Origin of the sequence: Chryseobacterium koreense CCUG 49689, assembly GCF_001045435.1 — a bacterium.
GTDB classification, from domain to species: Bacteria; Bacteroidota; Bacteroidia; order Flavobacteriales; family Weeksellaceae; genus Kaistella; species Kaistella koreensis.
In genome coordinates, this window is the sequence record NZ_LFNG01000006.1 from 199,136 (window position 1) to 211,607 (window position 12,472).

Here is a 12,472-nt window from a genome sequence, read left to right on the forward strand (position 1 = left end):
CTAATTGTTATATTAGTATATTTTTATACTCGGCGCCCGAAGGCGCTCGGTTTTCTCTTTGTGATGTCTTTACCGTCGATGTCAATGATCTTTGTGTCTCCTCTTCAACCTGATGAGCGAATGTTGTTTTTGGCTCCATCCGCAACCTTTAAACCAGGCCTCCGAGACTGTGGAGAATAAGGGAGTCGAACCCTTGACCTCCTGCGTGCAAGGCAGGCGCTCTAGCCAGCTGAGCTAATTCCCCCTAGTTAGACCTGGAGAGCAAAGAATAAAGAACAAAGACTTATCTTTTTTCTTTTCTCTTTCTTCTTCCCGTCTATTTTAATTAGTAGTCTCGGGCAGGCTCGAACTGCCGACCTCTACATTATCAGTGTAGCGCTCTAACCAGCTGAGCTACGAGACTTCGCTATGAGTAATAGGTGAAGGCCTGCAGGCAGCAAAATCTACCTGTCTCCTTCCTCTCCTCCATACTCAATCTCCCCTCCCTGTTACTAATTCCTAGTGGGTTTATTTTTTTAAATACCAACCAAAGTAAAAAAACTAGAGCATCTTTTGAGCGAGTGCACGGCACATCGAAGTGCCCTTTCTTGTTTAACGTCCTAGGACGCTCTAAAATGAGATGTTCCAGCCGCACCTTCCGGTACGGCTACCTTGTTACGACTTAGCCCTAGTTACCTGTTTTACCCTAGGCAGCTCCTATTACGGTCACCGACTTCAGGTACCCCAGACTTCCATGGCTTGACGGGCGGTGTGTACAAGGCCCGGGAACGTATTCACCGCGCCATGGCTGATGCGCGATTACTAGCGATTCCAGCTTCATAGAGTCGAGTTGCAGACTCCAATCCGAACTGAGACCGGCTTTCGAGATTCGCATCCTGTCACCAGGTAGCTGCCCTCTGTACCGGCCATTGTATTACGTGTGTGGCCCAAGACGTAAGGGCCGTGATGATTTGACGTCATCCCCACCTTCCTCTCTACTTGCGTAGGCAGTCCCAACAGAGTCCCCAACTGAATGATGGCAACTGTTGGCAGGGGTTGCGCTCGTTGCAGGACTTAACCTAACACCTCACGGCACGAGCTGACGACAACCATGCAGCACCTTGAAAATTGCCCGAAGGAGGATCTATTTCTAAATCTGTCAATTCCCATTTAAGTCTTGGTAAGGTTCCTCGCGTATCATCGAATTAAACCACATAATCCACCGCTTGTGCGGGCCCCCGTCAATTCCTTTGAGTTTCATCCTTGCGGACGTACTCCCCAGGTGGCTAACTTATCACTTTCGCTTGGTCTCTGAACCCGAAGATCCAAAAACGAGTTAGCATCGTTTACGGCGTGGACTACCAGGGTATCTAATCCTGTTCGCTCCCCACGCTTTCGTCCATCAGCGTCAGTTAAATCTTAGTGACCTGCCTTCGCAATCGGTGTTCTAAGTAATATCTATGCATTTCACCGCTACACTACTTATTCCAGCCACTTCAAATTTACTCAAGGCCTGCAGTATCAATGGCAGTTTCATAGTTAAGCTATGAGATTTCACCACTGACTTACAGGCCCGCCTACGGACCCTTTAAACCCAATAAATCCGGATAACGCTCGCACCCTCCGTATTACCGCGGCTGCTGGCACGGAGTTAGCCGGTGCTTATTCGTACAGTACCTTCAGCTGCCCTCACGAGGGCAGGTTTATCCCTGTACAAAAGAAGTTTACAATCCATAGGACCGTCATCCTTCACGCGGGATGGCTGGATCAGGCTTCCACCCATTGTCCAATATTCCTCACTGCTGCCTCCCGTAGGAGTCTGGTCCGTGTCTCAGTACCAGTGTGGGGGATCTCCCTCTCAGGACCCCTAAAGATCATCGACTTGGTGGGCCGTTACCCCGCCAACTATCTAATCTTGCGCGTGCCCATCTCTATCCGCCGAGGCTTTCAATGGCGACCGATGCCGGACACCATATTATGGGGTATTAATCTTCCTTTCGAAAGGCTATCCCCCAGATAAAGGCAGGTTGCACACGTGTTACGCACCCGTACGCCGCTCTCTGGATAGCAAGCTATCCATACCGCTCGGCTTGCATGTGTTAGGCCTCCCGCTAGCGTTCATCCTGAGCCAGGATCAAACTCTCCATTGTATGTTTGTCTGACTCGCTCAAAAAAAATTGACGCTCTAGTTTTTCCTTACTTTTTTGGTTGTTATTTGTGATGTCAATGAACTTTGTTCTCTCCGCTGAAAAGGACCGGGGATAGACGTACGAACGTCGATGCCATCCAGGGCAGTGATTCTGTTCTTGGAACGAATGATCGAGAAGCATGGCAAACCCAGGGGCATCCGCACCGATAACGGTTCGGAGTTCACCTCGCACCTTTTCCAGGATTGGCTGGATAAAAACGATATTGAATGGGTTAAAATCCAGAAAGGAAAACCACAGCAAAATGCCATTATCGAGCGGTTTAACAAAACCTACAGAGAAGACGTGTTGGACGCCCACCTGTTTTTCTCTCTTCAGGACGTAAAAGACCTTACGGAACTATGGATGGAAGATTACAACCATGAACGGCCACACGAAGCACTGGACTTTAAAACCCCATCGGAATATGAAGCCGCATAAGGGTTTTTTAAGGCATAGACTTCTGAAATATAGTTCAGAAAAAAGCACCGCTAAAAGCAGTGCCTTTGAAAACTATATTTCGTCGGCCAACCTATCCCTCTCGGGTTGCTCCCCAGCAGAGCCCGATTCCGTTTCGGTTGGCAGATGCAAATTTCAATTGAAAAAACTATATTTACAAACTGTCAAAAAAGTAGACCACTTACCGTAATTTGATACTTCTAATGAATTACCCAAAGTATTTTTGTCGCATTTTATTTTGATCCAAAGTGGCATGAACTGATTCGGAGCAATGATTGTAAAATTTTTGTTGTTTGCATAATTTTGCAAAATATTAATATCATTGCTATTTTTAAGCTTAACAAAAGTATAGCTTGAAAGATACAATTTGTCACCTGTAGAATTTGTAAATACAGGTTGAACCGAATTGATATCTACATTGGATTTAAGTTCATTGACTTTGGAGAAATAATCAACATTACTAGGAGGATTTATAAACTTTATATCTGCCTCTTTTTCCGTTTGGCTGATTGTGTTTATGACTATTGGTTGAATATTATTAGACGAAACAGTATTTGCTAAAAAATTATTATTCGTATAAATGCTAATCTCTGTTTTATCTAAACTTAGATACATTTTTTGACTTTTGTAATAGTAATAGCTTTGTGCAAATAATACTTTAATGAAAATAAATAAAAAAATAGTGTAGAATTTTTTAATGATAATGTGTTTTTAATTATATAAACAAATATATAAATTTCTGTTAAAAAAAATTATTAATGATCATTAATTTTTCATCAATTTCAAAAATTCTTTGTTTAATTTCCAAAACATCTTTTTTTGGAAATATAAAAATGCTGTTTAAAAATTCGGCTAAAGACAATAGCAATAGGCATCGCTCCGATAAATAAAGAAATTCTATTTTTTTCCTTTTCTGTAAATCACTACTTGTGTTTTTGAAACTTCAAACTTCAAATCTACCTGTCGGCAGACAGGCCTCAAACTCCAAACCCCAAACAAAAAATCCGCCCAGAAATTCCGGGCGGATTTTTATTTGGAAAACCGAAGTTCTTATTCTTCCGTTTTTTCTTCTGTAGCGTCAGTTGCTTCAGCAGCTGGAATTTCCGCTGCAGGAGCTTCTGCAACCGGTTCCTCAGCTTTTGCTTCTTCCTTTGCAGGAATGGTAGCAACTGCTTCTTTTTTAGGAGCCGCAGCTCTTCTGCTTCTTCTGGTTGCTTTTTTCTCTTCAGCATTCGGGTTGTAAAGTTCGTTGAAATCTACAAGTTCGATCATTGCAGTATCTGCAGCGTCTCCCGGTCTGAATCCGGTTTTGATGATTCTGGTGTACCCACCGTTTCTTTCTGCAATTTTCGGAGCAACCGTTCTGAATAATTCAGCAACTGCTTCTTTGCTTTGCAGGTAAGAGAAAACCGTTCTTCTGTTGTGTGTTGTATCTTCTTTCGACTTTGTAAGTAGAGGTTCAACATATACTCTCAAAGCTTTTGCTTTGGCAACAGTAGTGTTGATTCTTTTATGCTCAATAAGAGAACAAGCCATATTAGAAAGCATTGCTTTTCTGTGCGAAGCTGTTCTTCCTAAGTGATTGATTTTTTTACCGTGTCTCATTGTTTTTTATTTATCAGCGTCTAATTTATATTTAGCAACGTCGAAACCGAAGTTCAGACCTTTTGCATGCACTAATTCTTCTAATTCTGTTAAAGATTTTTTACCGAAATTTCTGAATTTCATCAAATCAGACTTGGTATAAGAAACCAGCTCGCCCAATGTTTCCACTTCGGCAGCTTTCAAACAGTTCAATGCTCTAACCGAAAGATCCATATCTGTCAATTTAGATTTAAGCAATTGTCTTGTGTGAAGAGTTTCTTCGTCATATTGGATGGATGCTTTCACGGCTTCGGTTTCCAAAGTGATTCTCTCATCAGAGAACAACATGAAGTGATAGATCAATATCTTGGAAGCCTCCGTCAATGCATTTTGAGGACTGATGGAACCATCAGTTTCAATATCCAAAACGAGTTTTTCGTAGTCTGTTTTTTGCTCTACACGATAGTTTTCAACGCTGTACTGCACTTTTTTGATCGGGGTGAAGATAGAGTCTATGGCAATGGTTCCGATAGGAGCGTTTGCGGACTTGTTTTGTTCTGATGGAACGTAACCTCTTCCTTTCTCGATTTGGAAAGACATTTCAAACTTCACGCTTTTGTTTGGAGTGCAGATCACCAAATCAGGGTTCAATACTTCGAATCCTTGAATTGATTTTCCTAAATCACCTGCAGTCACGATGGTTTGACCGGAAATTTTAGCGGTAACCTGCTCCGCGGATGCGTTTTCAGATTTAGCTTTAACTCTTAATTGTTTCAGGTTCAGAATAATTTCTGTAACGTCTTCAATTACTCCCGGAATGGTTGAAAATTCGTGCTCTACGCCTTCTATTTTAATAGATGAGATAGCATATCCTTCTAGAGAAGAAAGCAAAACTCTTCTCAAAGCATTACCGATGGTAAGTCCAAAACCCGGTTCCAATGGTCTGAATTCAAATTGTCCTTTGAAGTCATCGGAATTGAGCAGGATTACTTTATCGGGTTTAATAAATGTTAAAATTGCCATATAATTTGGGTTGAGCAAAAATTTGAAAAAATTATTATTTAGAGTAAAGTTCGACGATCAGTTGTTCTTTAATATCTTCCGGAATTTGGATTCTTTCCGGAGCTGATACGAAAGTACCTTCTTTTTTCTCGTCGTTGTATTGCAACCACTCATAATTTGACTTTGAAGCCAATGAATCGGCAATCACTTCCAGAGATTTTGATTTCTCTCTGATTGCCACCACATCACCTGCTTTCAATGAATATGAAGGAATGTTTACCAATTCTCCGTTCACAGTTATGTGTCTGTGAGAGACCAACTGTCTTGCAGCAGCTCTGGTTTTTGCAAAACCGAATCTGTACACCACGTTGTCTAATCTAGACTCACATAATTGTAAAAGGACTTCACCTGTAACGCCTTTTGCTCTTTGCGCTTTTTCGTATAAATTAGCAAATTGTCTTTCCAAAATACCGTAGGTGTATTTTGCTTTCTGCTTTTCAGTCAACTGAACTGCATACTCGGACTTTTTTGCGCCTCTTCTTTTGTTCGGGCCGTGTTGTCCCGGTGGTTGGTTCTTTCTTTTTTCGAAGTTTTTATCGTCTCCGAAGATTGCAGCACCAAATTTTCTTGCAATCTTAGTTTTTGGTCCAATATATCTTGCCATAAAATTTTTGTTTAAGTGTTTCAGGTTTCAGGTTTCAGGTTCGCCATGGAACTTGGAACTTGAAACTTGGAACTAAGATTGTTATACTCTTCTTCTTTTTGGTGGTCTGCATCCGTTGTGTGGCATTGGAGTCACGTCAACGATTTCACTTACTTCAATTCCTGAATTGTGGATGGTTCTGATCGCAGATTCTCTACCTGCTCCCGGACCTTTCACAAACACCTTTACTCTTCTGAGTCCTGCTTCGTGCGCAACTTGAGAGCAATTTTCTGCAGCCATCTGTGCTGCGAATGGAGTATTCTTCTTAGAACCTCTGAATCCCATTTTACCGGCAGATGCCCAAGAGATTACTTCTCCGTTTTTATTTGTCAAAGAAATAATAATGTTGTTGAATGATGCCTGGATATGTGCTTCTCCGATCGCTTCAACTTTTACTTTTCTTTTTTTAACGACTTTAGTCTGTTTTGCCATAATTAATTCTAAAGATTATTTACTTGCTTTTTTCTTGTTAGCAACAGTTTTTCTTCTTCCTTTTCGGGTTCTAGAATTGTTTTTAGTTCTTTGGCCTCTTAAAGGTAATCCCAGTCTGTGACGTATTCCTCGTTGGCAACCAATATCCATCAATCGCTTGATGTTCAATTGTACTTCAGAACGCAATTCACCTTCCACTTTAATGTTGTCGGTGATGTAGTTTCTGATCAATGCCAATTCATCGTCATTCCATTCGTTGACTTTCTTGTCTTCGCTGATTCCAGCGTTCTTCAAAATTTGAGCAGCGGTACTTCTTCCGATTCCGTAGATGTAAGTAAGACCGATTACGCCCCTTTTGTTTTTTGGTAAATCAATACCTGAAATTCTCGCCATAATTTAATTTTAGCCTTGTCTTTGTTTAAATTTTGGGTTCTTCTTGTTGATTACAAACAGAACGCCTTTTCTGCGAACGATTTTGCAATCAGCACTTCTTTTTTTGATAGATGCTCTAACTTTCATTGTTTCTAATTTTCGCAATCGGCTTTTGGCTTTCGGCTTTCGGCGTTTCGCATTTTATTGTTTAAAAGTATTCTTCTATTTCGTTCAGATTAATATCTGAAAGTAATTCTCCCTTTCGAAAGATCGTAAGGAGATAGTTCCAATTTCACTTTATCTCCGGGTAATAGCTTGATGTAGTGCATTCTCATCTTGCCTGAAATATGCGCGATGAGCACGTGTCCATTTTCAAGTTCAACACGAAACATGGCGTTTGAAAGTGCCTCCACGATCACGCCATCTTGTTCGATATGTTTTTGTTTTGCCATTAACCTTTTAATTATGAATTGCTTGTTCTGGATAATTTAGACTGCATTAACCCATCATAGTGATGGTTCAACAAATACGTGTTAATTTGCTGAACGGTATCCAGGGTTACGCCGACCATAATTAGAAGGGAGGTGCCACCGAAAAACAGGGCAAATCCATCAGTCTGAACAAGCCATCCGTGTATAAACGCCGGAAGGACTGCAAAGATAGCTAATAAAATTGAACCTGGAAAGGTAATTTTAGATAAAATATCATCCAGATAATCAGATGTTTCTTTACCGGGTCTTACTTTCGGGATCAATCCACCGTTTCTTTTCAGGTCATCTGCCATCTGATTCACCGGAATGGTGATCGCAGTATAGAAGAAGGTGAAAATAACGATCAGCACTGCAAACAAAACATTGTATTGCCAGCTGAACACGTCTTTGAAACCAGCCAAGAAAGTGTTGGACTCATCCACTTTGGTCAATAACCCCGGAACGAACATCAGTGCCTGTGCAAAGATGATCGGCATTACTCCGGCTGCATTCACTTTTAATGGAATCCATTGTCTAGCACCCTGCATTAAGTTTCTGTTCATTCCTCCTCTCGCCTGTGCTCTGCTAACATATTGAATTGGAATTTTTCTCACCGCTACGGAAAGTAGAATTCCCAATAATACCACCAACATCCAGAATAATACTTCGATCAGGATCATGATTGTTCCCAATCCGCCTTTTCCGGTCTGCGTTGCCAATTCCTGAAGAAAAGAAGATGGTAAGTTTGCCAGGATTCCCACCATGATAAGGATGGAGATACCGTTTCCAATTCCCTTATCCGTAATTTTTTCACCCAACCACATCGCAAATACAGATCCCGCGACCAAGATCACTATACTTGGAAGCCAAAACATAATTGACTGCGGATGAACATAGTATGCCGAAGCAAATTGCGCATGCGGCAAGAACATCTGGGTAATAGAGGTAAGGTAAGAAGGTGCCTGCACCAAACAAACTGCAATAGTTAACCATCTTGTGATCTGGTTAAGGGTATTTCTGCCGCTTTCGCCATCCTTCTGAAGTTTCTGAAGATAAGGAATTGCCATCCCCATCAGCTGCACGATGATGGATGCAGAAATATAGGGCATGATTCCGAGTGCCATAATTGACGCTCTGGAAAACGCACCCCCTGTAAACGAGGAAAGCAACCCAAGAAGACCTGCTCCCTGTTTGTTGCCACCCTGGTTTTTATAATGCTCCAATAAACTTCCCACCTCCGTCATGTTGATCGCAGGTAGGGAAATATAAGATGCGAATCTATACACGAGGATAATACCGAGCGTAAAAAGAATTTTTTCTCTGAGTTCCTTAAGAGTCCAAATGTTTTTCAGTGTTTGTATAAATTCTTTCATTGGTAAAAATTAAAGGGTAATTGCTTTTCCTCCTGCTTTAGAAATTGCTTCTTCTGCGGATTTTGTGAATTTGTCTGCAGAGATCGAAACGCCTGTTTTCAATTCACCTCTACCCATGATTTTCACGATTTCAGATTTTTTTGCCAATCCGTTTTCCACCAAGATATCTTTTGTAATTTCGGTGATGTTCTTAGCATCTGCCAAAAGCTGGATGGTATCTAGATTGATTCCTCTGTATTCTTTTCTGTTTACATTGTTGAAACCGAATTTAGGCAATCTTCTTTGCAAAGGCATCTGACCACCTTCGAACCCGATTTTTTGGGAGTAACCGGCTCTTGATTTCTGACCTTTGTGACCTTTTGTAGAAGTTCCCCCGTATCCGCTTCCTTGTCCTCTACCAATTCTTTTTTGGCTGTGGGTGGAACCTGATGCCGGCTTTAAATTATTTAAATTCATTTTGTTTAGATTTGAGATTTAAAGATTAGAGACAGGAGACTTTAATATTTTCAGTCTCCGATCTCGTGTCCATTTTCTTATTTTTGAACTTCAACTAAGTGGCTTACCGCCGCTACCATTCCAAGGATTGCAGGAGTTGCCTCGTGCTCTACAACTTGGTGAAGTTTTTTTAATCCTAATGCTTCAAGCGTTCTTTTTTGGGTTTTTGTTCTACCAATAGCGCTTCTTACTTGTTTTACCTGAATTTTTGCCATTGCTTATTTATTAACCGTTAAACACTTTATTTAATGAAACACCTCTCAATTTAGCGATTTCTTCAGGTCTTCTGATGTCCAACAACGCTTTGAAAGTTGCTTTCACCACGTTGTGCGGGTTTGAAGATCCTTTAGATTTTGAAAGAATATCTTTAATTCCAGCTGCTTCTACCACCATACGCACAGTTCCACCCGCGATTACACCGGTACCGTGAGTTGCAGGTCTCAGGAAGATATCTGCACCACCGTATCTAGCGGAAGTTTGGTGAGGGATGGTATGGTTGATTACCGGAACTTTTACCAAATTTTTCTTAGCGTCTTCCACTGCTTTTGCGATTGCGGAAGCAACTTCTTTAGATTTTCCCAAACCGTAACCTACAGTTCCCTCTTCGTCACCTACAACCACGATTGCAGAAAATCCGAATGCACGACCACCTTTGGTTACTTTTGTTACTCTATTTACAGCCACGAGACGATCTTTCAATTCTAATCCTCCCGGTTTTACTTTTTCTATATTATCTAGTCCTAACATATTATCCGAAATTTATTGATTAGAATTTTAGTCCACCTTCTCTAGCGCCATCAGCAAGAGCTTTCACTCTACCGTGGTACACGAATCCGTTTCTGTCAAACACTATGGTTTCAATTCCTGCAGCTTTGGCTTTTTCAGCGATTGCTTTACCTACTTCTGCGGAAATTTCTACTTTAGTTCCTTTAGCGTTCAATGTTCTTGAAGAAGCTGAAGCCAAAGTTTTACCGTCTTTATCATCGATCAATTGCGCGTAAATTTCCTTGTTACTTTTGTAAACGGATAATCTTGGCAATTCAGCAGAGCCGGAAATTTTTCCACGAACTCTTCTTTTGATTCTGTCTCTTTTTTGTACTTTATTCAGTGCCATTTTCTTAAATTTTATTAAGCAGATTTACCAGCTTTACGTCTAACAATTTCTCCTACGAATCTGATTCCTTTTCCTTTGTAAGGTTCAGGTTTTCTGAATGATCTGATCTTAGCGGCTACCATTCCCAAAAGTTGCTTGTCATAAGACGTCAACGTGATAATTGGGTTTTTACCTTTTTCAGAAAGTGTTTCCACACCTACTTCTTTTGGAAGATCCAATACGATCCCGTGAGAGAATCCCAAAGCCAATTCAAGTTTCTGACCTGAATGTGAAGCTCTGTATCCAACCCCTACGAGTTCAAGCTGCTTGGTCCACCCAGTAGCAGTTCCTTGAACCATATTATTGATTAACGCTCTGTAAAGACCGTGCAATGCTTTGTGTTGTTTTGATTCAGACGGTCTATCTAAAGTTAGTGTTCCGTCTTCTTGTTTTAGAGTGATTCCCTCGCTCAATTGCTGTGTAAGCTCCCCTTTCGGGCCTTTCACAGTAACCAGTCCATCCTTCTCAGTAATGGTAACTCCTGCGGGAATCTCTATAATTGCTTTACCAATTCTTGACATTTTCCTTGGATTAAAAATTAATATACATAGCAGATTACTTCTCCACCAACTTTTTCTTGTCTGGCTTTTTTATCAGTCATTACTCCTCTGGAAGTAGAGATGATAGCCACTCCCAAACCGTTCAATACTCTTGGAAGTTCGTCCGAACCTTTGTATTGTCTCAAACCTGGCCTTGATGCACGTTGAATGCTTTTGATTGCTGGTTTGTTGGTTTGTTTGTCATACTTCAAAGCGATTTTGATATTTCCCTGAACAGCGTTGTCCTCGAACTTGTAGTTCAAGATATAACCCTGGTCAAACAAAATTTTCGTAATCTCCTTTTTGATTTTCGATGCAGGAATTTCCACCACTTTGTGGCCTGCGCTTTGTGCGTTCCTTACTCTGGTCAGGAAATCTGAAATTGGATCTGTTACCATTTTTCTATTTGTTGTTATTGGTTAAGGACAATCAGTTTTGATCAAGATTAAAGATCAAAGAACAAAGAGACAAGACTTAAAGCGATGCTCTCTATTCTTTTTTCTTTTATCTTAGGTCAACTTGGCTGTCTAGATTAGTTAATAATTATTACCAACTTGCTTTTTTAACACCCGGGATGAGTCCTGCGTTTGCCATTTCACGGAAAGTTACTCTGGAAATACCGAAGGTTCTCATGTATCCTCTTGGTCTTCCGGTTAATTTGCATCTATTGTGCAATCTAACTGGTGACGCATCTTTCGGAAGTTTTTGTAATGCTTCGTAATCTCCGGCTTCTTTCAAAGCTTTTCTTTTCTCAGCATATTTTGCAACTGTAGCTTCTCTTTTGCGCTCACGCGCTTTCATTGATTCTTTAGCCATTTCTTAGTTCTTTTTGAAAGGTAAACCGAAGTGAGTTAATAATGATTTTGCTTCTTTGTCAGTTTTCGCGGAAGTTACAAAAGTAATGTCCATCCCTTGGATTTTCTTCACTTTGTCGATCACGATCTCTGGGAAAATGATTTGCTCGGTAATCCCCAAGTTGTAATTTCCTCTTCCGTCGAAACCGTCAGCTTTGATTCCGTTGAAATCTCTGATTCGTGGCAATGCTGAAGAAGTCAATCTATCAAGAAACTCGTACATTCTTTCAGCTCTCAAAGTCACTCTTGCTCCCACCGGCATTCCTTTTCTCAATTTGAATGCTGCCTCGTCTTTTTTAGAGATTGTTCCAACTGCTTTTTGGCCGGTAATTGCTGTTAATTCTTCCACTGCATAGTCCACAATCTTCTTGTCAGCTGTAGCAGCTCCCAAACCTTGTGATACAACGATTTTTTCTAATTTAGGTACCTGCATTACAGATTTGTACCCAAATTCTTCCATCATTGCAGGAACAATTTTCTCTTTGTATATTTTTTTAGGTCTTGCTATAAATTCCATTGTCATTTACAAATTATATTGTTTTACCGGTTGTTTTAGCAACTCTTACTTTTTTGTCACCTTCCACTTTATAGCCAACTTTGGTAGCTTTTCCTTTGTCATCCAAAAGTGCTACGTTGGAAATATTGATAGATGCCTCTTTTTCTACAATTCCCCCTTGAGGATTTCCTGCGGATGGTTTCGTGTGTCTTTTCACGATGTTCAATCCTGCAATGATCACTCTTGGGTCTTTGCCTTCTTTCTTGATTACTTCAAGAACTTCGCCCTTGTTTCCTTTATTTTTTCCGGTAGTAACGATTACGTTATCTCCTCTTTTAATTTTAACTTTAGTCATTTTCTTAAAATTTTAAAAAA

At 40.6% G+C, this 12,472-nt stretch carries 19 protein-coding genes, 2 tRNA genes and 1 rRNA gene; 1 reads left to right on the forward strand and 21 read right to left on the reverse strand.

Going from position 1 to position 12,472, the window contains the following annotated elements; translation table 11 throughout:
• Positions 1–170: 170 nt before the first annotated feature.
• From ACM44_RS05715 to ACM44_RS05725, 3 genes are all read right to left on the reverse strand, one after another.
• A tRNA-Ala gene (locus ACM44_RS05715) sits at positions 171–244 on the reverse strand.
• 85 nt (positions 245–329) lie between these two features.
• Positions 330–403: transfer RNA gene (locus tag ACM44_RS05720), tRNA-Ile, on the reverse strand.
• 209 nt (positions 404–612) lie between these two features.
• Positions 613–2,129: ribosomal RNA gene (locus tag ACM44_RS05725) — 16S ribosomal RNA — on the reverse strand.
• A gap of 111 nt (positions 2,130–2,240) precedes the next feature.
• Between ACM44_RS05725 and ACM44_RS05730 the strand changes: the two genes are divergently transcribed.
• Positions 2,241–2,606, forward strand: a complete 366-nt coding sequence (locus tag ACM44_RS05730; RefSeq protein WP_262486471.1) for an integrase core domain-containing protein — start codon at positions 2,241–2,243, stop codon at positions 2,604–2,606.
• A gap of 153 nt (positions 2,607–2,759) precedes the next feature.
• On the opposite strand, the gene ACM44_RS05735 is transcribed toward ACM44_RS05730, so the two are convergent.
• The 18 genes from ACM44_RS05735 to rplX all read right to left on the reverse strand — a co-directional run bounded on the left by ACM44_RS05735 (position 2,760) and on the right by rplX (position 12,452).
• The gene (locus tag ACM44_RS05735; protein ID WP_048499065.1) at positions 2,760–3,239 is read right to left on the reverse strand and encodes a hypothetical protein; all 480 of its coding nucleotides are present in this window, start codon (positions 3,237–3,239) and stop codon (positions 2,760–2,762) included.
• Positions 3,240–3,674: 435 nt separating this feature from the next.
• Positions 3,675–4,229 (reverse strand): 50S ribosomal protein L17, encoded by a 555-nt coding sequence (gene rplQ, locus ACM44_RS05740; protein WP_048499066.1) that lies wholly within the window; start codon positions 4,227–4,229, stop codon positions 3,675–3,677.
• A 6-nt stretch (positions 4,230–4,235) separates the two neighbouring features.
• Positions 4,236–5,231, reverse strand: coding sequence for a DNA-directed RNA polymerase subunit alpha (locus ACM44_RS05745; RefSeq protein WP_048499067.1), 996 nt, complete (start codon positions 5,229–5,231; stop codon positions 4,236–4,238).
• 34 nt (positions 5,232–5,265) lie between these two features.
• Positions 5,266–5,874: a 30S ribosomal protein S4 gene (rpsD, locus tag ACM44_RS05750; RefSeq protein WP_048499068.1), complete on the reverse strand. Its 609-nt coding sequence runs from the start codon at positions 5,872–5,874 to the stop codon at positions 5,266–5,268.
• A gap of 81 nt (positions 5,875–5,955) precedes the next feature.
• A complete protein-coding gene (rpsK, locus tag ACM44_RS05755) occupies positions 5,956–6,345 on the reverse strand; it encodes a 30S ribosomal protein S11 (RefSeq protein ID WP_048499069.1) in 390 nt (129 codons plus the stop codon).
• A gap of 15 nt (positions 6,346–6,360) precedes the next feature.
• Positions 6,361–6,738: a 30S ribosomal protein S13 gene (gene rpsM, locus ACM44_RS05760; protein ID WP_048499070.1), complete on the reverse strand. Its 378-nt coding sequence runs from the start codon at positions 6,736–6,738 to the stop codon at positions 6,361–6,363.
• Positions 6,739–6,747: 9 nt separating this feature from the next.
• Complete coding sequence (rpmJ, locus tag ACM44_RS14975; protein WP_007839480.1) at positions 6,748–6,864, reverse strand: 50S ribosomal protein L36; 117 nt, start codon at positions 6,862–6,864, stop codon at positions 6,748–6,750.
• An 89-nt stretch (positions 6,865–6,953) separates the two neighbouring features.
• Positions 6,954–7,169 carry a translation initiation factor IF-1 gene (gene infA / locus ACM44_RS05765; RefSeq protein ID WP_004917349.1) on the reverse strand — a complete coding sequence of 72 codons (216 nt, stop codon included), beginning with the start codon at positions 7,167–7,169 and terminating at the stop codon, positions 6,954–6,956.
• Positions 7,170–7,180: 11 nt separating this feature from the next.
• Positions 7,181–8,560 (reverse strand): preprotein translocase subunit SecY, encoded by a 1,380-nt coding sequence (gene secY, locus ACM44_RS05770; protein WP_048499071.1) that lies wholly within the window; start codon positions 8,558–8,560, stop codon positions 7,181–7,183.
• Between the two features lie 9 nt (positions 8,561–8,569).
• On the reverse strand, positions 8,570–9,016 hold the full coding sequence (gene rplO, locus ACM44_RS05775; protein ID WP_048499072.1) for a 50S ribosomal protein L15: 447 nt from the start codon (positions 9,014–9,016) through the stop codon (positions 8,570–8,572).
• Between the two features lie 77 nt (positions 9,017–9,093).
• Positions 9,094–9,270 carry a 50S ribosomal protein L30 gene (gene rpmD / locus ACM44_RS05780; protein WP_048499073.1) on the reverse strand — a complete coding sequence of 59 codons (177 nt, stop codon included), beginning with the start codon at positions 9,268–9,270 and terminating at the stop codon, positions 9,094–9,096.
• 10 nt (positions 9,271–9,280) lie between these two features.
• Positions 9,281–9,802, reverse strand: a complete 522-nt coding sequence (rpsE, locus tag ACM44_RS05785) for a 30S ribosomal protein S5 (protein WP_048499074.1) — start codon at positions 9,800–9,802, stop codon at positions 9,281–9,283.
• 19 nt (positions 9,803–9,821) lie between these two features.
• Complete coding sequence (gene rplR, locus ACM44_RS05790; protein ID WP_048499075.1) at positions 9,822–10,169, reverse strand: 50S ribosomal protein L18; 348 nt, start codon at positions 10,167–10,169, stop codon at positions 9,822–9,824.
• 14 nt (positions 10,170–10,183) lie between these two features.
• A complete protein-coding gene (gene rplF / locus ACM44_RS05795; protein ID WP_048499076.1) occupies positions 10,184–10,729 on the reverse strand; it encodes a 50S ribosomal protein L6 in 546 nt (181 codons plus the stop codon).
• Between the two features lie 17 nt (positions 10,730–10,746).
• A complete protein-coding gene (gene rpsH / locus ACM44_RS05800) occupies positions 10,747–11,145 on the reverse strand; it encodes a 30S ribosomal protein S8 (protein WP_048499077.1) in 399 nt (132 codons plus the stop codon).
• 148 nt (positions 11,146–11,293) lie between these two features.
• Positions 11,294–11,563 carry a 30S ribosomal protein S14 gene (gene rpsN / locus ACM44_RS05805; protein ID WP_031503409.1) on the reverse strand — a complete coding sequence of 90 codons (270 nt, stop codon included), beginning with the start codon at positions 11,561–11,563 and terminating at the stop codon, positions 11,294–11,296.
• Between the two features lie 3 nt (positions 11,564–11,566).
• Complete coding sequence (gene rplE, locus ACM44_RS05810; protein WP_048499185.1) at positions 11,567–12,118, reverse strand: 50S ribosomal protein L5; 552 nt, start codon at positions 12,116–12,118, stop codon at positions 11,567–11,569.
• A 13-nt stretch (positions 12,119–12,131) separates the two neighbouring features.
• Entirely contained in the window at positions 12,132–12,452 is a 321-nt protein-coding gene (gene rplX / locus ACM44_RS05815; RefSeq protein ID WP_048499078.1) for a 50S ribosomal protein L24, read from the reverse strand.
• Positions 12,453–12,472: the final 20 nt, after the last annotated feature.